This is a genomic window from Aquimarina sp. TRL1 (genome assembly GCF_013365535.1).
Lineage (GTDB): Bacteria > Bacteroidota > Bacteroidia > Flavobacteriales > Flavobacteriaceae > Aquimarina > Aquimarina hainanensis.
In genome coordinates this window covers 2,066,002-2,089,817 of sequence record NZ_CP053590.1, presented here as the reverse complement: position 1 = coordinate 2,089,817, position 23,816 = coordinate 2,066,002, and the positions used below count along the sequence as shown (strand labels likewise).

General features: G+C 35.6%; 25 protein-coding genes. 20 read left to right on the top strand and 5 right to left on the bottom strand.

Annotation, left to right across the window (positions count from 1 at the left end):
• The first annotated feature begins 135 nt into the window (after positions 1-135).
• The 14 genes from serS (at position 136) to HN014_RS08530 (ending at position 10,892) form a co-directional block, all read left to right on the top strand.
• On the top strand, positions 136-1,407 hold the full coding sequence (serS, locus tag HN014_RS08595; protein WP_176028474.1) for a serine--tRNA ligase: 1,272 nt from the start codon (positions 136-138) through the stop codon (positions 1,405-1,407).
• A 65-nt stretch (positions 1,408-1,472) separates the two neighbouring features.
• Complete coding sequence (locus tag HN014_RS08590) at positions 1,473-3,257, top strand: tetratricopeptide repeat protein (protein ID WP_176028473.1); 1,785 nt, start codon at positions 1,473-1,475, stop codon at positions 3,255-3,257.
• A 111-nt stretch (positions 3,258-3,368) separates the two neighbouring features.
• Complete coding sequence (locus tag HN014_RS08585) at positions 3,369-3,683, top strand: DUF4286 family protein (protein ID WP_176028472.1); 315 nt, start codon at positions 3,369-3,371, stop codon at positions 3,681-3,683.
• The gene (gene rsmA, locus HN014_RS08580; RefSeq protein WP_176028471.1) at positions 3,676-4,533 is read left to right on the top strand and encodes a 16S rRNA (adenine(1518)-N(6)/adenine(1519)-N(6))-dimethyltransferase RsmA; all 858 of its coding nucleotides are present in this window, start codon (positions 3,676-3,678) and stop codon (positions 4,531-4,533) included. Before HN014_RS08585 ends, rsmA begins: the two co-directional genes overlap by 8 nt.
• A 120-nt stretch (positions 4,534-4,653) precedes the next feature.
• Positions 4,654-6,009 carry a magnesium transporter gene (gene mgtE / locus HN014_RS08575; protein WP_176028470.1) on the top strand — a complete coding sequence of 452 codons (1,356 nt, stop codon included), beginning with the start codon at positions 4,654-4,656 and terminating at the stop codon, positions 6,007-6,009.
• 105 nt (positions 6,010-6,114) lie between these two features.
• Positions 6,115-6,480, top strand: coding sequence for a cupin domain-containing protein (locus HN014_RS08570; RefSeq protein WP_176028469.1), 366 nt, complete (start codon positions 6,115-6,117; stop codon positions 6,478-6,480).
• 8 nt (positions 6,481-6,488) lie between these two features.
• A complete protein-coding gene (locus HN014_RS08565) occupies positions 6,489-7,430 on the top strand; it encodes a 2-hydroxyacid dehydrogenase (RefSeq protein ID WP_176028468.1) in 942 nt (313 codons plus the stop codon).
• Positions 7,424-8,047: a hypothetical protein gene (locus HN014_RS08560; protein WP_176028467.1), complete on the top strand. Its 624-nt coding sequence runs from the start codon at positions 7,424-7,426 to the stop codon at positions 8,045-8,047. The genes HN014_RS08565 and HN014_RS08560 overlap by 7 nt, the downstream gene beginning before the upstream one ends.
• 59 nt (positions 8,048-8,106) lie before the next feature.
• Positions 8,107-8,565: a DUF1801 domain-containing protein gene (locus HN014_RS08555; RefSeq protein WP_176028466.1), complete on the top strand. Its 459-nt coding sequence runs from the start codon at positions 8,107-8,109 to the stop codon at positions 8,563-8,565.
• A 125-nt stretch (positions 8,566-8,690) separates the two neighbouring features.
• Positions 8,691-9,047 carry a TM2 domain-containing protein gene (locus HN014_RS08550; protein ID WP_176028465.1) on the top strand — a complete coding sequence of 119 codons (357 nt, stop codon included), beginning with the start codon at positions 8,691-8,693 and terminating at the stop codon, positions 9,045-9,047.
• Between the two features lie 83 nt (positions 9,048-9,130).
• Complete coding sequence (locus HN014_RS08545) at positions 9,131-9,454, top strand: helix-turn-helix transcriptional regulator (protein WP_176028464.1); 324 nt, start codon at positions 9,131-9,133, stop codon at positions 9,452-9,454.
• 21 nt (positions 9,455-9,475) lie between these two features.
• Positions 9,476-9,964, top strand: coding sequence for a DUF6428 family protein (locus HN014_RS08540; protein ID WP_176028463.1), 489 nt, complete (start codon positions 9,476-9,478; stop codon positions 9,962-9,964).
• An 11-nt stretch (positions 9,965-9,975) separates the two neighbouring features.
• Positions 9,976-10,455: a GNAT family N-acetyltransferase gene (locus HN014_RS08535; RefSeq protein ID WP_176028462.1), complete on the top strand. Its 480-nt coding sequence runs from the start codon at positions 9,976-9,978 to the stop codon at positions 10,453-10,455.
• A gap of 20 nt (positions 10,456-10,475) precedes the next feature.
• Positions 10,476-10,892: an arsenate reductase ArsC gene (locus HN014_RS08530; RefSeq protein WP_176028461.1), complete on the top strand. Its 417-nt coding sequence runs from the start codon at positions 10,476-10,478 to the stop codon at positions 10,890-10,892.
• Positions 10,893-10,920: 28 nt separating this feature from the next.
• Here the strand turns inward: HN014_RS08530 and HN014_RS08525 are convergent, their stop codons facing one another.
• From HN014_RS08525 to HN014_RS08510, 4 genes are read right to left on the bottom strand one after another with little or no spacing between them, the layout of a single operon-like run.
• Entirely contained in the window at positions 10,921-12,732 is a 1,812-nt protein-coding gene (locus HN014_RS08525; RefSeq protein WP_176028460.1) for a lysophospholipid acyltransferase family protein, read from the bottom strand.
• Positions 12,733-12,786: 54 nt separating this feature from the next.
• Positions 12,787-14,043 carry an aspartate kinase gene (locus HN014_RS08520; RefSeq protein ID WP_176028459.1) on the bottom strand — a complete coding sequence of 419 codons (1,257 nt, stop codon included), beginning with the start codon at positions 14,041-14,043 and terminating at the stop codon, positions 12,787-12,789.
• A gap of 14 nt (positions 14,044-14,057) precedes the next feature.
• Positions 14,058-14,801, bottom strand: coding sequence for a carbon-nitrogen hydrolase family protein (locus tag HN014_RS08515; RefSeq protein ID WP_176028458.1), 744 nt, complete (start codon positions 14,799-14,801; stop codon positions 14,058-14,060).
• A 7-nt stretch (positions 14,802-14,808) separates the two neighbouring features.
• Positions 14,809-15,291: a GNAT family N-acetyltransferase gene (locus HN014_RS08510; protein WP_176028457.1), complete on the bottom strand. Its 483-nt coding sequence runs from the start codon at positions 15,289-15,291 to the stop codon at positions 14,809-14,811.
• 157 nt (positions 15,292-15,448) lie between these two features.
• Between HN014_RS08510 and fbp the strand changes: the two genes are divergently transcribed.
• The 5 genes from fbp (at position 15,449) to HN014_RS08485 (ending at position 19,753) form a co-directional block, all read left to right on the top strand.
• On the top strand, positions 15,449-16,447 hold the full coding sequence (gene fbp / locus HN014_RS08505; protein WP_176028456.1) for a class 1 fructose-bisphosphatase: 999 nt from the start codon (positions 15,449-15,451) through the stop codon (positions 16,445-16,447).
• Positions 16,448-16,535: 88 nt separating this feature from the next.
• On the top strand, positions 16,536-16,889 hold the full coding sequence (locus HN014_RS08500; protein ID WP_176028455.1) for a fructose 1,6-bisphosphatase: 354 nt from the start codon (positions 16,536-16,538) through the stop codon (positions 16,887-16,889).
• A gap of 18 nt (positions 16,890-16,907) precedes the next feature.
• Positions 16,908-17,732: a cell envelope biogenesis protein OmpA gene (locus tag HN014_RS08495; RefSeq protein ID WP_176028454.1), complete on the top strand. Its 825-nt coding sequence runs from the start codon at positions 16,908-16,910 to the stop codon at positions 17,730-17,732.
• On the top strand, positions 17,719-18,210 hold the full coding sequence (locus HN014_RS08490; protein ID WP_176028453.1) for a Rab family GTPase: 492 nt from the start codon (positions 17,719-17,721) through the stop codon (positions 18,208-18,210). Before HN014_RS08495 ends, HN014_RS08490 begins: the two co-directional genes overlap by 14 nt.
• Positions 18,211-18,214: 4 nt before the next feature.
• Positions 18,215-19,753 carry an ATP-binding protein gene (locus HN014_RS08485; protein WP_176028452.1) on the top strand — a complete coding sequence of 513 codons (1,539 nt, stop codon included), beginning with the start codon at positions 18,215-18,217 and terminating at the stop codon, positions 19,751-19,753.
• Between the two features lie 40 nt (positions 19,754-19,793).
• Here HN014_RS08485 and HN014_RS08480 read toward each other — a convergent pair whose 3' ends face one another.
• Positions 19,794-20,225, bottom strand: a complete 432-nt coding sequence (locus HN014_RS08480) for a TerB family tellurite resistance protein (protein ID WP_176028451.1) — start codon at positions 20,223-20,225, stop codon at positions 19,794-19,796.
• 193 nt (positions 20,226-20,418) lie between these two features.
• Between HN014_RS08480 and mfd the strand changes: the two genes are divergently transcribed.
• Complete coding sequence (mfd, locus tag HN014_RS08475) at positions 20,419-23,796, top strand: transcription-repair coupling factor (RefSeq protein ID WP_176028450.1); 3,378 nt, start codon at positions 20,419-20,421, stop codon at positions 23,794-23,796.
• Positions 23,797-23,816: the final 20 nt, after the last annotated feature.

The window sequence follows — 23,816 nt, the reverse complement described above, 5'->3', positions numbered from 1 at the left end:
TTTCTTTACTTTTGTTTTTTTTAAAATTGCGAATCAACTATTCGATAACTCTTCTGAGCGAAAATAACACACAGGAAGTTATCGTTTTTTTATTACTCATCGGAATGAGTACTAAAATCGCCAAAAACAAATATCATGTTATTAGTACAACAAATCATTGAAAACAAAGAGGAATTTATCCAGGCTTTAGCAAAGCGGAATTTTGATGCCGCTTCTTCTATAGAAAAGATAATTTCTCTTGATGAAGAACGTCGTGCCACACAGGCGAAACTTGATAACACCTTAGCAGAATCCAATAAAATATCTAAAGAAATTGGGATATTATTCAAAAATGGAGAGCAACAAAAAGCTACTATCTTAAAGGAAAAAACATCGCAATTAAAAGAAACATCCAAAGAATTATCAGCTAAGCTAAATACGGTTCAGGAAGAACTAACCGCAATATTATATACGATTCCTAATATTCCACATAGTTCTGTTGCCCCTGGAAATACAGAAGAAGACAATGAAGAAATATTCAAAGAAGGAACAATTCCTGCTTTGGAAGAAGGAGCATTACCTCACTGGGAACTTGCTAAAAAGTATGACATCATTGATTTTGAACTAGGCGTAAAAGTTAGTGGTGCTGGTTTTCCTATTTACAAAGGAAAGGGAGCAAGATTACAGCGTGCATTAATCAATTATTTTCTGGACAAAAACACTGCTGCGGGGTATAAAGAATTCCAGGTACCTCATTTGGTAAATGAGGCTTCGGGATACGGAACAGGACAATTACCTGACAAAGAAGGTCAGATGTACCATGTAACAGGAGATGACTTATACCTTATTCCAACTGCAGAAGTGCCCGTAACGAATATGTACAGAGACAATTTATTACAGGAAAGTGATCTTCCTATTTGCTGTACCGGATACACTCCTTGTTTTCGAAGAGAAGCCGGATCTTATGGAGCACACGTAAGAGGTCTTAACAGATTACACCAATTCGATAAAGTCGAAATTGTAAGAATAGAAAAGCCTGAAAATTCTTATGAGGCACTAGAAGGAATGGTTGATCATGTCAAAGAAATCCTGGGAGAGTTAAAACTTCCATACAGAATTCTTCGATTATGCGGAGGGGATATTGGTTTTACAGCAGCCCTGACATATGATTTTGAAGTCTTTTCGACAGCACAAGATCGCTGGTTAGAAATCAGCTCTGTATCTAACTTCGAAACATTTCAGGCAAACCGTTTAAAACTGAGATACAAGGATAAAAATGGTAAAAAACAATTAGCACATACCCTTAACGGAAGTTCTCTGGCACTTCCTAGGGTACTTGCCGGTATTCTGGAAAATTACCAAACATCTAAAGGTATCAAAATTCCGGAAGTACTTGTACCATATTGTGGATTCGAATATATCGACTAAGATTAATCCACTGTCATAACGACTCTAAAAGCGCATTTTGCTATATTTACAAAAAAACTTGCAAAATGCGCTTTCTTTATTTCATCCTATTATGTTCATTACCAGTATTTGGTCAATCCATACAGCTGGCTAAAAACTATACGGACCAAGGGGAGTACGAAAAAGCAATCTCAGTATACAAAAAGCTATATAAACAAAACCCGTATCGACTAAATTATATCTTAGGACTGACCAGCGCGTATCAGCAACTGGAAAAGTTTAACGAGGCGGAAAAAGTCTTAAAAGAAGCAATTAATAAATCCCCAAAAAACTTACAATTTCTTGTCGAGTTAGGTCACCATTTCGATCTTCAAGGACTAAAAGAAAAAGCAACGTTCGAATACAATAAAGCCATCGATTCATACGATCAAAACAACACGAATCAAGCATACTCTTTGGCACAAGCTTTTGAAAAATACAGTTTATTAGATCAGGCCGCTCTGATCTACGAAAAAGGGATGACGTATAATCCCGGAGCAAATTTCAATCTTCGTCTGGCTAAAATTTATGGAGAGCAAGGAAAGGTCGAGAAGATGTTTCAAAGCTATCTTTCTCTGATAAAAACACAACCTAGTTACAAAAACATTATCCTTAGAAACTTTAGCGATTACATTACAGAAGATCCTCTTCATGAGCCCAATATCATCTTTAGAAAACTGTTAATAAAAAATCTACAAAAGAATCCTGATATTTTATATAACGAAATGCTAAGTTGGTTTTTTGTTCAGCAAAAGCAATTCAACAAAGCCTTTGTACAGGAAAAAGCCATTTATAAAAGGAAAAATGAAAGCTTACAGCGCATTATTGATCTTGCCAGAATTGCTATAAGCCATAAAGATCTGGAAGCTGCCACCATGATTTTGAATTACATATTAGAAGCCGAAGATGCCCATAATGACATGAAGCTTACAGCTCATAAAATTATTCTCAAAGCCAGAACGGATAAAGCCAGCAAGAAAGAATACAAAAAAATAAACGAACAATACCTTCATGTGTTTGACACCTACGGGCGATCCAGAGAAACCATTGGCCTGCAAACTGATTATGCTCATTTTCTGGCATTTAATCAAGATATGAAACAAGAAGCCATCACCTTCTTAAAAGACATCTTAAAAAAAGAACGGTTATCGAGATTTCAATCCTCCCGGATCAAAATGAAAATAGCAGACATTCTTGTACTCGACCAAAAATTTAACCAGGCACTTATCTACTATACCCAGGTACAGAATGCATTAAAAAACAACTTCTTAGCTCAGGATGCCCGGTTTAAAGTTGCCAAAACAAGCTATTATAAAGGAGATTTTAAATGGGCTCAAACTCAATTAGATGTACTAAAATCATCTACCTCTCAGCTAATTGCTAATGACGCTATGGAACTCAGTCTAATCATTAGCGATAACTCATTAGAAGATTCTACCTATACTGCATTAAAAATATATGCCAAGGCAGATCTTCTCGCTTTTCAAAATAAAAACAGAGAAGCTATTGAAACTTTAGAAAAAATACTCGTATCTCATAAAGGAGAAAAAATCGAAGACGAAGCCTTCTACAAACAGGCAAAACTTTATGAAAAAGAAAAAGAATACGAAAAAGCAAAAGTAAACTACCTGAAAATCATAGAATTTTACAGCACTGATATTTTGGCAGATGATGCCTATTATGCTTTAGCTGCATTATACACTCAACATTTGGGGCAACCGGAAAAAGCAAAAGAGTTGTATGAAAAAATAATTTTTAATCATGCAGACAGTATTTATTATGTAGATGCCAGAAAAAAATATCGTGCCTTAAGGGGGGATGATATCAATTGAGATTTGTTCATGACCTGAACAATCAAATATATCATTCATAAGAATACCTGACTTTCCATTAGATAAACTTATCTTTGCAGCATTATCAACACCGTACTTAATTAATTTCTTATGTACATTTACAATGTGACCATCAACGTAGAAGAGAGCATCCATGAAGAATGGATTGAATGGATGAAAAAAGAACACATTCCACAAATGTTAGCTACTGGAAAATTCAGCAAAGCCTTAATGACTCGTGTTCTGGTCGAAGAAGAGATGGGAGGAATCACATATTCTGTTCAGTACACGACAGAAAACAAAGAAACTTTGCAGCAATACTATACTGAGAATGCCGAGAAACTACGTGCAGAATCCAACCGATTTGCTGGTAAATTTGTTGCTTTTAGAACAGAATTAGAAATCCTTAGTGAACAGCATGTCTAAATCCAAAAAAAATAGAAAGCACTCATCAAGAGACTATAACAGACCTGAAAAAACTGCCGTAAAAGCAAAAAAACATTTAGGACAACATTTCTTAAAAGATGAGAACATTGCTCAACAAATTGGAGATACGCTAACATTACAGGGATATAAAAACGTATTGGAAATTGGTCCGGGAATGGGAGTACTAACCAAATACATTCTCCCCAAAGACGTGGACTTTATAGCAATGGATCTAGACACTGAATCCATTGAGTACCTTATGAATAGTTTTCGGATTGAACATGCCTCATCTATTTCTCATAAAAAATTATTTCAGGTACTAGAAGCAGACTTTCTTAAATACGACTTAGACAATCTTTTTGAGAAACAACAATTTGCCATTACAGGAAATTTCCCTTATAACATTTCTTCTCAGATCATTTTCAAAATGTTAACCCATAAGGAAAGGGTTCCCGAATTAACAGGAATGTTTCAAAAAGAGGTAGCACAGCGTATATGCGAAAAAAGCGGCACTAAAGCCTATGGGATTTTGTCTGTCCTTACCCAAGCGTTCTACGATGCTGAGTATCTATTTACAGTACCTCCTGATGTTTTTAATCCCCCTCCCAAAGTCGACAGCGGTGTTATTCGACTAATTCGAAAAAAAGAAACTTCTCTTCCCTGTTCTGAAAAATTGTTTTTTACTGTTGTAAAAACTGCTTTTGGACAACGTCGCAAAACACTTAGAAACAGCCTGAAATCTTTTTCGCTGAATGATGAAAAAAAATCACTCGACATTATGAACAAACGTCCAGAACAACTCAACGTACAACAATTCATAGAACTTACATTATTACTGGAACAAGAATAAAAGCTTCTTCGTTCGTTATACTATAAAAAAACATTTTTGATTTAACACATTCCTAAAGTTCAGTTAAATTCTTTGATTATCTTTGCGAAAAGTTTCTAACCCCCTATTAAATTATACTGTATGCCATTTGAGATATCAGGCGAACTTATCACCAAGGTCAAATCTTTTATTGAAGAAAAGGACAATGCTCAGCTAGAAACTTTCCTCAATGAATTTCATTTTGCCGATATCGCAGAAATCATTACAGAACTCACCATTAAAGAAGCGACCTATTTAATAAAACTATTAGATAGTGAAAAAACCTCTGAAGCCTTAATGGAGTTAGAGGAAGACTTAAGGGAACGTATTCTAGAAAACTTATCTGCAAAGGAAATTGCAGAAGAAATTGAAGAAATGGACACCGATGATGCTGCGGATATCATTTCTGAACTTCCTGAGAACAGAGTAGAAAACATCATTGCTCAAATCGAAGATGAAGAACATGCGGAGCATATTGTTGAGCTTCTAAAATACGATGAGGATACCGCTGGAGGACTCATGGCTAAGGAGCTTGTAAAGGTAAAAGAAAGCTGGACTGTAGCCGGTTGTGTCAGAGAAATGAGAGCGCAGGCAGAAAATGTAACACGAGTACACTCAATTTATGTAGTTGACAAAGATGGAAAATTAAAAGGAAGATTATCTTTAAAAGATCTCCTGACAGCTTCTACCAAATCTCATATCAGCGAAGTCTACATAAAAAAAGTAGACTATGTAACAGTAGACACAGAAGGTGAAGATGTTGCCAGAATTATGCAAAAATATGATCTAGAAGCTATCCCTGTCGTAGATAATGAGAACATCCTTGTCGGACGTATTACCATAGATGATATTGTAGATTTCATAAAAGAAGAAGCCGAAAAGGATTATCAGTTAGCAGCTGGTATCTCTCAGGATGTTGAAGCGGATGATAATGTATGGGAACTAACAAGAGCTCGTCTCCCCTGGTTAATTTTGGGATTATTAGGAGGACTAGGAAGCGTATTCATTATGCAGGATTATGAAGAAATCATGAATGATGACCGATATAAAACCTTATTCTTTTACACCCCGTTAATTGCTGCGATGGCAGGAAATGTAGGAGTTCAATCTTCTGCAATTATCGTACAGGGATTAGCAAACGATGTTGTCAAAGGAAGCTTATGGAACCGCCTTCTGAAAGAAATTAGTTTAAGCCTTATCAACGGAACTGCTTTAGCCGTATTGGTTATTATTTTTGGATTTTTCTTTGGAAATCCTTTGCCATTTAGTCTCACTATAGCAGCAGCTCTTATGTGTGTTATCATAGTAGCAGCATTGATCGGAACTTTTGTTCCTATTATTCTAGACAAGAGAGGAATTGATCCAGCCATTGCCACAGGTCCTTTTATCACTACCAGCAATGATATTTTTGGTATTTTTCTCTTTTTCTTTATTGCCAAAATCATTCTTGGAATCTGAGTAACACTTTATGCTTCGATTTATATTCATTTTTATAATTAAACGTTAACACCCCTTCAAGCACCCGGAAAAATACGTATCTTGTTTGTTATTATTCGTTATAACATGGAAGTAATCAACATCCAAAAAAAGCTTTCTAAATTCGACAAGCAATGGCATCCTCACCGTATCACTATAGTAGATGACCACCAAGTATATCTTTCTAAAATTTCAGGAGATTTTATATGGCATACTCATGAAGATTCTGATGAATTATTCCATGTAGTCAAAGGAACCTTATACATGAAATTTAGAGAAAGAACAGTGCAGGTAAATGCCGGAGAGATGCTTCTTGTCCCTAAGGGAACAGAACATTGTCCTTCTACTAAAAATGGCGAAGAAGTACACCTTCTTGTATTCGAAAAACTAAATACGAAACACACAGGAAATACAACTACAGAAAAGACAATTTCTGATTACCCAACAATTTAAACCATTTCATGAAGATATTACACCTAGACAGTAACCATCCTTTATTAAAAAATGAATTATCCGAATTAGGTTTTACCAACCATGAAGATTTCTCTTCTACTAAAGAAGAAATTGAAGAGATAATCTACGCATATGATGGAATTATCATTCGCAGTCGATTTGCCATTGACCAAACCTTTCTGGACAAAGCTACAAACTTAAAATTCATTGGAAGAGTTGGTGCTGGTCTAGAAAATCTAGATACCACTTATGCAGCATCAAAAGGAATTCGTCTTTTTAATGCTCCTGAAGGCAATCGAAATGCAGTAGGAGAACATGCGCTGGGAATGCTTTTATCCCTCTTCAACAAACTAAACAAAGCTGATCACGAAGTAAGAAACGGACAATGGCTTAGAGAAGACAACAGGGGTATCGAATTAGACCTAAAAACAGTAAGCATTATTGGATATGGAAACATGGGACGAGCATTCGCCAGAAAACTTCGAGGTTTTGATGTAGAGGTCATCTGTTATGACATCAAAGAAGATGTAGAAAACAGCGATGCCACCCAAGTTGATTTGCAAGAAATTTTTGAAAAAACCGATGTTTTGAGTCTTCATACCCCAGAAACTCCCGAAACCATTGGAATGATTCATAAAGAATTCATTAATAAATTCGCCAAACCTTTTTGGCTCATCAACACTGCGCGGGGAAAAAGCGTTGTTACCGAAGACCTGGTAGATGCCATGGAAGAAGGGAAAATCCTCGGTGCCGGACTCGATGTGTTAGAGTACGAAAAATCATCATTTGAAAACCTATTTACTTCAAAAAATGAAATGCCTACTCCTTTTAAAAAATTATTAAATATGCCTAATGTCCTTTTGAGTCCTCACGTAGCCGGATGGACAATAGAGTCCAAAGAGAAGTTAGCCTCAACCATTGTACATAAAATAAAATCTGAGTTTTGCTAAAACAAGTGTTTCTTAACCTATGCGAATCATATACTGATGATTTCCTAAAAACTACCTCCTTGTGGAATGAGATAGAAAAAGAACACACAAAACCTAATCGATATTATCACAATATTTCACATCTAGTGCATGTATACCAACAGCTCTTATCCATAAAACCAGAAATTATCGACTGGGACATATTACTTTTTTCTCTGTTTTATCATGATTTTATATATAATATCCTAAAGAAAAACAATGAAGAAGCAAGTGCTGACAAAGCTGTCCAAGTACTCAACAGTCTACAACATATTTCGAAAGAACGCATCGACAATTGTCATCAAATAATTTTAGCTACTAAAAATCATCAAATCAACACCAACAGCGATGTTAACTATTTCACAGATGCTGACTTATCGATTCTCGGAGCTTCCTGGCAAACATACACCACTTACATCAATAACATTCGCAAAGAATATAAATTATACCCAGACTTTCTTTACAACAAAGGCAGAAAACAAGTGCTCCGGCAACTATTAGCTATGCCACAGCTCTACAAAACACCTCATTTCAAAAAACAATACGAGCTTCAAGCAAGGCAAAATATCACTGCTGAGATAAAGCTTCTAGAAAATTAACAGGCATAATTTTAGTATATTTAACTACTATATTACTCGCTAACATAAAATTCGCAGCTGTGAAATCCAATGCTACAACCCCCGAAGAATACATCGCTTCATTACCAGAGGAAAGAAAAAAAGCCATTGCTGCCTTGAGAAAAGTAATTTTAAACAATATTCCCGAAGGATTTTCAGAAGTAATAAGTTATGGGATGATCGGGTATGTAATTCCTCATGAAATATACCCAGAAGGATACCATTGCGATCCGGAATTACCCTTACCTTTTTTAAACATTGCTTCACAGAAAAACCATATTGCTGTTTATCACGCCGGTATATATGCTGATAAAAAACTACTTGACTGGTTCACTAATGAATACTCAAAACACAGCACAAGAAAGTTAGATATGGGAAAAAGTTGTATTCGTTTTAGAAAAGCAGACCAAATACCCTTAGAACTTATTGGAGAATTAGCTTCAAAGATCTCTACATCAGAATGGATTTCTCTTTATGAATCAAACATAAAGAAGAAATAAACTGAACCCCAACCACTTATTAATATCACAAAACACAATAAAGCTTTTCTTTAGAAACATTCTATGTAAATTAATTTTTGTACTTTTCCTTTCAATTTAATACTAATCAATTTTAATAAACCACTATGAGCGAGGAAAACAACAACCTTGGGGATGATATTAAAAAAGGAGCAGAAGAAGCTTTTGAAACTGCCAAAGAAACCGCTAATGAGTTTGCAGAAGAAGTAAAAGACACTTTTAACAACGCTTCTGGCGAAAACAAAAAAGTTATGGCAGGAATCTTAGGAATTCTTATAGGTTCTTTAGGTATCCATAAATTCATTCTGGGATATACCAAAGAAGGTATTATTCAAATTATCATTACGTTCGTAACTTGTGGAGCAGGTGGACTAATAGGATTAATAGAAGGTATTATCTACCTTACCAAGTCTGACGAAGAGTTTTATCAAACATATCAGGTAGGCAAAAAACCCTGGTTCTAAACACATAAAAAACCGAAAAACACCACTTTCGGTTTTTTTTATTTATTCTATTATCGTAATATTGCAATATTAAGTTAATAAAAATGGGAATTACTAAAAACCAAATTTTCAGTCAGGAACAAAATGAACTTGCCCAATTCTTTAAAGTACTGGGACATCCGGCAAGAATTGCAATTTTGCAATACATAAGCACTCAAAACACATGTATATGTAATGATATTGTAGAAGAAATAGGATTGGCACAAGCAACCATCTCTCAACATCTTAGAGAGCTTAAAAGTATTGGATTATTAAAAGGTGAAATCGACGGAAAAAGTATTTGTTACTGTATCAATATCGATCGATGGAATGAAATCCATCAAATTTTACATTCCTTTTTTAATACTACAAAAAACAACTGTTGTTAAACCGGCATAAAATAAAACACAATGAACACATCAGAATTCATATCTATACTAACTGAGCACCCTCATTCACAACTCATTTTCGAATACACTCCAGGGCAATTTGTCGGCACGAATTACCATATCACAGAGGTAAAACACATCTCAATAGAATCTGTAGACTGTGGAGCCGGAACAAGTTCCTGGAAGGAAACGGTTATCCAATTATGGGAAAGCCCAAAGGAAATCGGCAAAAAAGAATATATGAAAACCCAAAAGGCAATCGAAATATTAGCCAAGGTTGGACAAATAAAGCCATACCAAATGGACGCCCCTCTAAAAATAGAATACGGAAATAACACATTCCACACTTCTCAACTCCATATAGAATCATATGAAAGCACAAAAGAAGATCTAATTATAAAACTTTCTCTTGATCAAACAGATTGCAAGGCTAAAGAGACATGTGGCGTTCCTGCAAAAGAAACCTTCCAACAAGAAACAACCTGCTCTCCGGGTAGTGGTTGTTGCTAAAAAAAACATTAATGATCACATTTTCACATTTTGACAAAGAAGACTGGCCTGATATTTCCGAGATCTATCAGGAAGGAATCAATACAAAAATGGCAACTTTTGAAACGCAACTTCCCGATTGGTCACAATGGGATCAAACCCACATTCAACGTTGCAGAATAAAAGCGCTAAAAAATGGAATCATCATTGGTTGGGCTGCACTCTCCCCTATTTCCAAACGAGAAGTATACAAGGGAGTTGCAGAAGTAAGTATATACATTTCCAAATCATTCAGGCATCAGAAAATAGGCACTCACCTTCTACACACATTAATCGAAGAAAGCAAAAAAGAAGGTTTTTGGACACTACAAGCAAATATATTCAGTATCAACACTGCAAGTATACGACTTCATCAAAAAGCAGGGTTCAGAGTTGTTGGCATTAGAGAAAAAATTGCTCGATTAGATGGTGAATGGTACGACAACACCTTATTAGAAAAAAGACACAATTAAACAAAACAAATATAATCATCATGAAAAAAATCCTCGTTTTATGTACTGGTAACTCTTGCAGAAGTCAAATGGCAGAAGGCTATCTCAGACATTTTGCCAAAGAAGCAACAACGATATATAGTGCTGGAGTCGAAACACACGGCGTAAACCCCAGAGCTATCAGCATCATGAAAGAAGACGGTATTGATATTTCCTCTCACACATCCAATAACCTGGATGAATATCTCGATATCACTTTTGACTATATTCTTACAGTATGTGACAATGCAAAAGAGCGATGCCCTTTCTTCCCTGGAAAAGCAGAAAGATTTCATTACAATTTCTTTGACCCTTCCAAAATAACAGGAACAGAAGAAGAAATTCATAAAGCATTTGAAAAAACAAGAAATGAAATCAAAACTTACTGTGATAATTTTATTGAAGATAACGTAACTTAAACAAAAAGGCAGCTATTTGCTGCCTTTTTTATTTTTCTTCTACTGCTTTAAAATATTTTTGTTCCAACTCTGCCTGAAATTCTTCCATTACAGGTTTAACCGTACTATCGGGCAGATCCGAAATCCTGATATACATCAATCCATCCACTGCATTGTTAAATAACGGATCTACATTAAATGCCACTACTTTTGCATTTTGCTTGATATACTTTTTAATCAATACAGGGATACGAAGACTTCCTGGTTCTATCTCATCTATAATCTTATCAAACTTGTTCAGATCACTTCGACTCTCATCAAAAACAAAATCTTTATCCGCATCATTCAACTTTACCTTAAATTCTTTTTTAGGCCGTACGTATTGAGCCACATATGGATCGTAATAATGCGACTTCATAAACTCGATCATTAACGATTTAGAAAAGTTACTAAACCTATTACTAATACTAACTCCTCCTATCAGGTATTTATGTTCCGGAAAGCGAAGCGTACAATGAACGATTCCCTTCCACAATAAAAATAGTGGCATTGGTCGTTGTTGGTACTCTTTAATAATAAACGCTCTTCCCATTTCGATAGACTCGCTCATCATCTTATGAAGTTCTGGTTCAAATCGAAAAAGATCCTGAAGATAAAAACCATCTATTCCAAACTTAGCATAGATTTCCGATCCCATTCCCATTCGGTATGCTCCAGCTATCTTCTTAGCATCATTATCCCATAAAAACATATGATGATAATAATCATCAAAAGGGTCCAAATCAAGTGAATTATTAGTTCCTTCTCCTATTGCTCTAAATGTAATCTCCCTAAGACGCCCTATCTCATGAAGAATATTGGGCACACACTTCTTAGTTGCCAAAAACACCTCATAATTTTTACTTGCCAAAAGACGCTTATCATTCTCCCTACAAAATTGTAATTCAGCTTCTATTTTATTTTTATTTCCTTCCAAAGCAATTTGTTTTGGAAGTTTAGGAAGTTTGAGATTTTGAGGGATTGATTCTCTCAATGTTTTCTTCTCGTACGGATTTGCCAGCATATATGTCTTCTTTCTCAGAAAACTGGTAAAATCTTCCAAACATGTATGTTCTTGCTGATCTTTTACTGAGACGGCATGACCAATCCGAACTTTTATCACTCGTTTTTCCTGAGAAAATAGCTCACTTGGTAATTTTGCTGTTCTCAAACTGTCATGAATAGCTGCTAATCGGTAAAACAAACGACTATTTCTCGCGTGAAAATAAATAGGTACAACTGGTACGTTTGCCTTCTGCACCAAGCGCATAGCTCCCGGCTCCCACGGTCTGTCTACAATATTTTTACCTTCTTTAAAGGTTGAAACTTCTCCTGCAGGAAAAATCCCTATCGGATGTCCTTCCGAAAGATGCTGAATCGCTTCTTTAATTCCTTTTAGACTTGACTTTGCATCTTTTTTATCTTCAAAAGGATTTACTGGTAAAATAAATGGTTTTAGCGGATCAAAGTTCTGCAATAAAAAATTCGCCATTATCTTGGAATCCGCTCTCTTCTCCAATAATAATTTTAATAAAATAATTCCGTCTAATCCTCCCAAAGGATGATTAGACAATGTGATAAAAGCTCCATTTTTTGGTAACCTTTTTAAGTCTTCTTCAGGTACTTCAAAAGTAACTCCATACATCTCCAAAGCTTTTTCAAGAAATTCCAATCCTTCAAAATGACTTATAGAGCTATATTGCCTGTTAATTTTTGACAACCTTGTGATCTTCAGAATGATCCATCCAATAAAAGTCCCAATAAAACCTAACTTATCCAATTTTAGCCCTTTGGCTACTTCTCTTGAGGTTACTATCGACATAAATCTGTTTTGCGCGCTAACTACAAATATAGCAAATTCGCTGAATTCAATGAGCTATTGTTTAACAATCATCTGAAACGTTTCTCTTGTGGATTGCTTCAATAAAACGTCCTTATCCCCCTCTATTTTCTGCACTGCCTCTTTTGTAAAATGCCGTATGGTATACAAGGATACGTTTTTCTCAAAATTAACAGCAAATTTCAATTTCAACTTATCTGCCACAGTGTCAAACAGATTAAATTTATCTTCTACACACACAGAGAAACTTATAGCCGAATTTTGTATCAAATCTACCTTTAATTTATAGCGGTCAAAAAGCTCAAATATTTCGCTTATATTTTTTTCTACAATAAATGAAAAGTCCAGAGATGAAAGTGAGAGTAATATCTGATCTTTTTTTACAATATAGCATGGCATATATGGCACAAGGGCTTGTCCTTTTTTTACTGATGTCCCAGGATTAGCAGGATGCAAAAAAGATTTGACATACAAAGGAATTTCTTTTCGTTGTAATGGTTGTAGTGTTTTGGGGTGAATCACCGAAGCCCCATAAAAAGCAAGCTCTATTGCTTCCTCATATGAAATTTCCTGTAGCAACTCTGTCCCTTCGAATACTCTTGGGTCTCCATTTAGAACACCCGGAACATCTTTCCAGATAGTGACATTTTCTGCATGCAAGCAGTAGGCAAAAATCCCAGCCGTATAATCACTTCCTTCCCTCCCCAGTGTAGTAGAAAAGTTATTGATATCAGAACCGATAAATCCCTGAGTAACATAAATTCCCCCTTCTGACACTACTTCTTTCCTAATATTCTCTTCCGTCCAATCCCAATCCACCTTAGCTCGTCTATACCCGTTATCTGTCTTAATTACATTTCTAGCATCCAGCCACTGATTAGCAACTCCTACAAACATTAAATATTCACTCAAAATAACAGTAGAGAACAATTCTCCATACCCCACAATCTGATCATAACAATAATCATATTGTTTTGATTTATTTCTTTCCAACGTTGTTCTTAAATCCAGGAATAACGCCTGAATTTTATCCTTGACATCCGTATCGTTATCTCCGAACAATTCTTTGATGATTTTAGTATGAAAATCAAATATTTTCACCAATGATTCCTCTAGACTATCCGGATGTTGCAGGTAGTTTTCTACAATAACCTCCATAGCATTTGTAGTTTTCCCCATAGCAGAAACTACAATGACTAAATCGGTAAATTCTACTGTTTTCAGAACGCGGATGACATTCCTTACTCCAGCTGCATCTTTAACCGATGCTCCCCCAAATTTGAATATTTTCATTATGTAATAACTCTTTACGGTTTATTAGTTTTAATCACCTCGCACTTCCATGAATCCCCTTCTTTGGAAGCAAGAAGAATCCCTTCCCCTTCGCTCTCCAACATTCCTATCCTATTTCCTTTTGAAGACCACACAGCACTCTTACCTGCAGACTCATAACCTCCAGAAGGTCCTCCATGATTACTCATCATTACAGTCAGGTTATAATTCATCGCGTATCGCTTTAACAAAACTTCATCTGCTTCATACCCTCCTGGTGTAATCAGAACACTTGCTAGATACACTGTAGCCTTATGCTTAAATGCTTTTTCCGGATGTGCTTCCTTTGAGATATCTGCACAGATAGCATTGTAAATTCGCTCTCCCTCATAATCAATCAACAACCCTTCATCTCCTGAACTAACATAGTTTTCTTCTCCGTCGTGGAGGTATTGTTTTTTATAGACATCTGTTGTCCCGTCGGGGTACAATACGAACGAAGCAATATATAACTCACCCTCTTCAATGTAGGGCGCGCCAATAATCGTGATAATATGATGTTCATTAGCTAACTCATGTAATCTATGCAATCGAGCATCTCCAATATCAAAACACAATTCTTTTGCCAATGCCAACTCATAGCCGGTAAGAGAAAGCTCTGGAAAAAGAATAATATCAGCTCCTGCCTGAGAAGCCTGACGAATCATTCGCTCATGTGTGAGAATGTTCTGATCGACATTCCCTTTTTTTGAAATAGATTGAGCCAGCGCTATTTTCATGATTTTTTTATTTCACTGATTGTACATATCGATCCAAGCCTGCTTCATCCATTTGTACTAAATACCAATCTTTGAGTAAGGTCGCACCACTCTTCTCATAAAAGTCAATGGCTCCTTGGTTCCAGTTAAGCACTGCCCATTCTACTCGCCGAACTCCTTTTTCCTTTGCATAGGTAAGTACCTTAGAATATAGCGCTTTACCCAATCCTGTTCCTCTCATAGATTCCCGCACAATTAAATCCTCTAAGTGAACCGAACGTCCCTTCCAGGTAGAAAACCGATCGTACACCAATGCAATTCCTACTATTTCTTTTTCCACCTCAGCAACAAAACAATGAAACAATGGATGTGCTCCGAACCCTTCTTTCACCATCTCTTCTACAGTTACCTCTACAGCGTCAGGCTCTTTTTCAAAAACCGCCAATTCCTTAATCAAACCAAGTACTGCCGGCATATCTTGTTCCTTCGCTTCTCGTATTACGTAATCCATAATTTGGTATTTTCTTCAAAACTAAAAATTATGAACTAATCCATCCTCCTTTTAATTATTAATATTCCAAAAAAAATAAAGTTTTCAAATAGCTTGCACGAAAACGATATAGTTAAACAAAAAATAATAATTTTGCAAAAATCTTAAACTCACTAAAATGCCAAAAAGCAATCAAACTCTTGGAGAATTTATCATTGAAAATCAAACAGATTTTCCATACGCCAGCGGAGAGCTTTCCCGCTTAATAAATTCTATCCGATTGGCTGCAAAAATGGTTAACCACGAGGTTAACAAAGCTGGTTTAGTAGACATTACAGGAGCAATAGGGGAAACAAATATACAAGGTGAAGACCAACAAAAATTGGATGTTTTAGCCAATGAAACTTTTATAAACACATTAACGAACAGAGAAATTGTATGTGGAATCGCATCAGAAGAAAATGATGATTTCATCACGATCAAAGGGCATAAGAACGATCATAAAAACAACTATGTTGTACTTATGGATCCATTGGATGGTAGCTCTAACATAGATGTTAATGTATCTGTGGGAACCATTTTCTCTATCTACAGAAGAATTACACCAACAGGAACCCCTGTTACTCTTGAAGACTTTCTTCAACCAGGAAATTTACAAGTTGCCGCAGGATATATAATTTATGGAACCTCGACCATGTTAGTATACACGACCGGTAATGGGGTAAACGGATTCACACTAAATCCGGCATTAGGTACTTACTACTTATCACATCCGAATATGAGATTTCCAGAAGATGGTAATATCTATTCTGTAAACGAAGGGAATTATATCCATTTCCCTCAAGGGATTAAAGATTATATAAAATATTGTCAGGAAGAAAAAGAAGATCGTCCATACACTTCCAGGTATATAGGCTCTTTAGTTAGTGATATTCACAGGAATATGATTAAAGGAGGAATATACATGTATCCTAGCACTTCTAAGTCTCCTAATGGGAAGCTCCGATTACTTTACGAATGTAATCCGATGGCATTTCTTACAGAGCAGGCAGGAGGAAAAGCTAGTGATGGTCATAGAAGGATTCTGGATATAAAACCTTCTGAACTTCATCAAAGAACTCCCTTTATTTGCGGTAGCAAAAACATGGTAGAAAAAGTGGAATCCTTTATGCAATAAATTCATTATTAGCAAGCTTATTATTGTTTTTAGCTTTTTTATAACTATTTTTACAATAACAGCTAGAAAATTAAACAAATAACACAGAATGGCTAAAGATACAAAAGCGACAGACCAACCTGCTGCTAATGATCAGGCTTCCAAAATTGAAGCGATCAAGAACCTCATTTTCGGAGATAATATCGCCGCATATGACTCAGAGTTCGAGCAGGTTAAGAAAGATATTTCAACAAAAAAAAATGAATTAGAAGATTTCATTGAAGAAACTCGCAAAGAACTTCATCAGGCAATCGATAATTTAAGTACCGATATAAATATCAGAATTACAGAATTGGAAGATAAGGTCGCTGATAAAGTAGAAATGCTCAACACTAAAAAAGTAGATAAAAAAGTACTGGGTGACTTACTTATCGCAATGGGTGAAAAAATCATCCAAAAGTAATCCAACTATTCCAGAAATATGGGGGAAAAGGATAAACTTAAATTACTAAAAGATCTTCTACTTACAGAAGAGCATGAGTTTGCGGATTCTATCAGCAAAAAAGTTGAAGAACTGCGTACTATTGTCCTCCAGAAAAATGAATTGTCCGAGAAAGTCGATCCGATTATCGACGATAGACTGGATGAATTCGTACAGGAAATCCCCAGCACCCTTGGGCCTACTATTACAGAAGCCCTAAAAGAAGAAATTAAAAATTCACAGGACGCTGTTGTCGAAGCATTATTTCCAATCATTGGTAAAATGATCAAGAAATATATCGCTCACGAAATGAAACTTCTCAGCGAAAATATTAGCAACAAAACCAAAAAAGCATTTTCCTTCAAAAACTGGTTCAGGAAAACAAAAGCGAAAGCACAGGGAATCAGCAGTGGAGATTTAGCCATATCCGATTATGCAAAACCAAGATTGGTGCAAATGTTTGTCATAGAGAAAAACTCAGGTATATTAATAGCCGATTATAGCCCTCTTTCAAAAGACACTATAGATAAGGAAATGGTTGCCGGGATGCTTACCGCTATCAAGAGCTTTGTAGAAGATGCTTTCGAAGGAGGAGATCAGAATCTGGAAATGATCGAATATGAATTATTCACTATTCATATTCAGAATTTTTACTCCTATTATATTGCCGCTGTTATTTCCGGGGCATATAGTATGATGTTCAAAGAAGTACTAGAAGATCAGATCATAGACTTTGCTAAAAATCATATTTCCAGAAGAGATATTGAAAACAGCGACCTATTCACTAAAAAATTAAAAAAACATTTTGCCGATGAAATTGTCTAAAAAAGTTGTATTGTTAGGACACTTCGGTGTAGGGAAATCATCGCTATTCAGACGTTTTATAGACGATGCTTTTTCTGAAGATTACAAAGTAACCTTAGGTGTTCAAATCAAGAAAAAAGTCATTCAGCTCCCTGAAGGGAAAGAACTATCTATGATTATATGGGACACAGAAGGGCATACCGATATTGAAGAAACAAGAAAATCATACTTATTAGGATCTCACGCCTTTATATATGTGTTTGATGTTACCCGACCAGATACGTATAAAAACATTAACAGAGATCTGGAATATCTAAAAAACAACTACCCCAACGTATTTCTAAAAACGATTGGAAATAAAATCGATCTAGTAAACCAAAAAGAAACGATTGCTAAACTGAAAGATGAACAAGTGACTTATGACTGTTTAACCAGTGCTAAGACCAGCAAAAATGTTCATGATTTCTTTGCTGAGCTAGCTCAGCAAATAACAAAATAATCATATGTCACACCAAGAAGAAAGATTACAGTTTAATAAAAAAATACAACTGATCTCAGTTTCCTTGGATGGTATTATAACAGAAACAGACGATCACCTGTTTGATTGGAAAGAAGGTAGTTCTATATATGATGCTCACCCATTTTTTGAGATTCTCAGAAGTTTTTTAGAAGACCCTGGTGATGCTCCATCCGAATATAATTTTCCCTGTATCCATATAGAGAACAAAGACACGGAAAAAATTTGCGATGTTACTCTTAAAATAGATTCCAAAGACATTCTTATCATTCTATTTGATTATACTGTAAAATATCACGAACTGAATGCATTTGCTCAACAAAAAAACGAATCTATTCTCAGAGCTACCAAACTTGAACTCAAGAATAAATATCTGATCGAAAAAGAAAAGTTCAAAAACAACTTTATTGCTAATATCAATCACGAAATCAGAACACCGCTTACCAGTATTCTAGGTTTTATTGAAGTATTAGAAAAAACAAAGCTGAGCTTTGAACAAAGCGAACTTTCCAGGATCATTAAACGAGAGAGCCTTCATTTGAATGCCTTAATTGATGATATGATCGATATCTCTAAAATTGAATCCGGAAAACTAAGACTGGTAGAAGAACGGTTTGCTTTCCAGGATTTGGTAGATGGATTTGTTGAATCCTACTCAAAAGTAGCCGAGAAAAAAGGAATTGCTTTTGAAACCAATATCGATCCTAGTATACAGGAATATCTCATCGGAGATAGCGTCCGTGTATATCAGATCTTAAACAATGTCCTTAATAACGCTTTTAAGTTTACCGAAGAAGGAAGTGTCAAACTATCCATAACCAAAAACTACCAGCGAACTAACAAGTTAACGATCAACTTCAAAATAGAAGATACCGGTATTGGTATTATGGAAGAAAACCTCGAACACCTCTTCGAGCGTTTTACACGATTTAATACCGATAAGCAAATTTCGGGAACAGGATTAGGGTTAGCCATTGTTCAAAACCTGGTTGACCTGATGAATGGAGATATTAAGGTTAGCAGTGAGGTTGATAAAGGAACCATTTTTAATATAAAACTTCCATTTAAATTTGAGATTTCGAAACCTACTCCTAAAAGGAAGAAAAAGAAATATTCACTTCCTACCTCTAAGAAAAAATTCAGGATTTTACTTGTCGAAGATGAAGAAGTAACTCAATACCTAGTCATGAAAATACTCATCACACAAGGGAGTTTCTTTGTTGATCTTGCCATTGATGGGGAAGAAGCTATTAAGTGTATAGAAAGACGAAATTACGATTTGATATTAATGGATCTTAAACTGTCGAAAATTGACGGTTATAAAGCCACCCATATGATACGAAATAATTATGGGGACAAAGTTATTTCTGAAGTACCTATAATCGGATTTACCGCCAAAGCAAATGATGCCGAAAGAGACAAATGTCTTCGATCCGGAATGGATGATTTTATAACAAAACCCTTTGAACAAAAAGATCTTTTATATAAAATCATACGACAAATAGCAAAAAAAGCTGCCGATTAAGGCAGCTTTTCTTTATCTCTAGATCAATAACAATAAGTTACTATTGATTCATACTTTTAATTTCTGCTGCAAACGTATCTGCATCAACCCCCTGATCAACCAAGCATAATGCTTTGTCAACAATGTATTTTACATTATCCGTTCTAAAGCCAAGACCTACTCCTAACCTTTCAAGGATCGTTACCTGATCTTCTCCTTTTATATGATCTGCATATACCATTCTAGACAAATCAAAAAGGCGCTCTAATCTGGCCTCATAATTTGTTGGAGGATTTATCGGGTGACTTTTATAATCTTTAAGTATCTCTTGATAATCATCTTCAGAAATATTAAGCTTTCTGGCTAATCTGTCCAAAAACGCCTTTTCTTCATCCGTAATTATATCATCACTCATTGCTACTCTTACAATAGAAGCAAAGTGATCCTGATTTCTTTTTTGAAATCCACTATCAAACAAATCGGATATTGACATGTATCTTTAGTATTTTATTTCCTGCTTATTTATATTGCTGCAAATATAAATAAACTCCATTCCTTTTAAAATCAAAATCAAAACAATTTTAATTCCAGGAATAGAAGCCAACCTTACTTCCTGAAAAATAAACCCTAATTACTCCTTATAACTATATATTCAAGAATAGTATATTTGCTACAAATTTATGCCCGTGGACACTACTTTAATCGCGCAGATTTTTTCTCAGTCTCTGCAACTGCAGAAACTAGGGAAAGCTATTTCCAATACTGAAGAAACAACGAACACATTTCCTAATATACACCTCCAAGGATTAATCGGATCTTCGACCTCTTTCACCATAGCAAATACCTTCAAAAATGCAGACAAACCTTTTTTATGCATTTTTAATGATAAAGAAGAAGCCGCGTATCACCTGAATGATTTAGAACAAATCCTAGGAGATCAACAAGTTCTTTTCTACCCTGGAAGCTACAGAAGACCTTATCAGATAGAAGAAACGGATAACGCGAATGTACTTCTACGTGCCGAAGTACTGAACAGAATTAATTCTCGAAAAAAACCGGCTCTTATTGTAACCTACCCTGATGCCTTGTTCGAAAAAGTTGTTACGAAAAAGGAATTAGAAAAAAACACTTTAAAGATTGCGACAGGGGACACATTATCGCTCGATTTTGTCAATGAGGTTTTATTCGAGTATGAATTTAAACGAGTAGATTTTGTCACAGAACCTGGAGAATTCTCTATAAGAGGGGGAATTGCTGATGTTTTTTCATTTAGCAATGACGAACCATATCGCATAGAGTTTTTTGGAGATGAAGTAGATAGTATCAGGACTTTTGACATAGAAACACAATTATCGACAAAACCGGTAAAAAAAATAACGATTATCCCCAATGTAGAAAACAAATCCATGCAGGACTCTCGGGAGAGCTTCCTCAGTTATATTTCGTCAAAAACAGTAGTTTTCTGCAAAGACCTATCCATATTATCAGCGCGAATTGATAAAAACTTCAAAAAGGCAGGAGAGGCTTTTTCCTTATTATCTCAAGAAATCAAACGCAGCTCTCCTGAAGCACTTTTCTGCACTTCTGAATTACTAACAAAACAGCTGATCGATTTTTGTTTGGTAGAGCTAGGGTCTCAACCACTCACAAAAGCAGACTATACAATTGTTTGCAAAACAGCTCCTCAACCTTCTTTCAACAAGCAGTTTGATTTACTGATCAACAATCTGAATGAAAATACTAAAAAGGGTATAAAAAACTACATCTTATGTGTTAGTCAACAACAAGCAAAACGCTTTCACGACATTTTTAACGATGCAGATCTCAACGTAGAACAATACGAAACTATTGTTTTTTCTGCACATCAGGGATTCATTGATCAGGAACAAAAAATTGCCTGCTATACAGATCATCAGATATTCGAGAGATACCACAAATTCAATCTCAAAAACGGATACGCAAAAAAACAGGCCATCACACTAAAAGAGCTGACTAATTTGGAAATCGGTGATTATGTAACTCATATAGATCACGGAATTGGAAAATTCGGAGGACTTCAAAAAATAGATGTCGAAGGCAAAAAACAAGAAGCTATTAAACTTATATATGGAGAAAGAGACATTCTATACCTAAGCATACATTCTCTTCATAAAATATCGAAGTTTAATGGCAAAGACAGCAAACCTCCTCAGATATACAAACTAGGGTCAAAAGCATGGAAAAGCTTAAAACAAAAAACAAAAGCTCGTGTCAAACACATCGCTTTTAACCTGATCCAATTATACGCAAAGAGAAAATTACAAAAAGGGTTTCAATACAATCCGGACAGTTATCTTCAACACGAACTGGAAGCCTCTTTTATCTATGAAGATACTCCAGACCAAAGCACTGCTACTGAGGCTGTCAAAAAAGATATGGAAAGTGAACGCCCTATGGATCGTTTAGTATGTGGAGATGTCGGTTTTGGTAAAACAGAAGTTGCTATACGAGCCGCTTTTAAAGCTGTTGACAATGGGAAACAAGTAGCTGTTCTGGTTCCGACAACAATTCTCGCATTTCAACATGCCAAAACATTCAGAGAACGACTCAATGATTTTCCCGTAACGGTAGATTACGTTAATCGCTTTAGAACTGCCAAACAAAAACGCGAAACACTGGAGGATTTAGCTGCCGGTAAAATAGACATTATCATAGGAACACACCAATTAGTCAATAAAAATGTAAAATTCAAGGATCTCGGCTTACTAATCATTGATGAAGAACAAAAGTTTGGCGTGTCTGTCAAAGACAAACTCAAAACAATAAAAGAAAATGTCGACACCTTAACACTTACCGCGACTCCTATACCAAGAACCTTGCAGTTCAGTTTGATGGCAGCAAGAGATCTATCTACGATAACGACTCCTCCTCCCAACAGGTACCCTATAGAAACTAATGTAATCCGATTTACAGAAGAAACAATCAGAGATGCCGTAAGTTATGAGATACAACGAGGAGGGCAGGTTTATTTTGTACATAACAGAGTAGAAAACATCAAAGAAGTAGCAGGGATGATCCAACGATTAGTTCCTGATGCCAAAGTAGGCATTGGACATGGGCAAATGGACGGAAAAAAACTGGAAGAATTAATGCTTTCATTTATGAATGGAGAATTCGACGTACTTGTCGCAACTACTATTATAGAAAGTGGTTTGGATGTTCCGAATGCCAATACCATTTTTATAAATAACGCTAATAACTTTGGTCTTTCTGACCTTCATCAAATGCGAGGTCGTGTAGGAAGAAGTAACAAAAAAGCATTTTGTTATTTTATTACCCCTCCTTATTCTGCTATGACAGATGATGCCAGAAAAAGAATAACAGCATTAGAACAATTCTCCGAATTAGGAAGCGGTTTCAACATAGCGATGAAGGACCTGGAAATCAGAGGAGCTGGTGACCTTCTTGGAGGAGAACAAAGTGGTTTTATTAATGAAATCGGATTCGACACCTATCAAAAAATTCTCAATGAAGCAATCGATGAGCTCAAGGAAAATGAATTTGCAGAATTGTACAAAGAGCACAATGAGAACAAATCTTACCTGAAGGATACACAAATTGATACGGATTTTGAATTGTTATTCCCGGATAGCTATATCAATAATATTGCAGAACGATTAAATCTATACACAGAACTCAATGAAATCAAATCAGAAGAAGAACTTCTTTCTTATGAAAAACGATTAATCGATCGTTTCGGAAAACTCCCCCCTCCTGCTCAGGACTTACTTAATTCTGTCCGGATCAAATGGATTGCTACCAATATCGGAATTGAAAAAATAGTAATGAAGCAGCAACGTTTAATAGGATATTTTATCAGTGATCAACAATCCGATTTTTATCAAAGTCCTGCTTTTACCAATATCTTACAATTTGCACAATCCCACCCCAAAACCGCTAAGTTAAAAGAAAAACAAACGCGGAATGGATTACGACTATTACTTACATTTGAGAATATAAACTCAATTGACAAAGCATTATCTGTATTACAACCTTTATCCCAGAAAGAGGAAATGTCGAATTAATAATTTAACAAGAAAATACG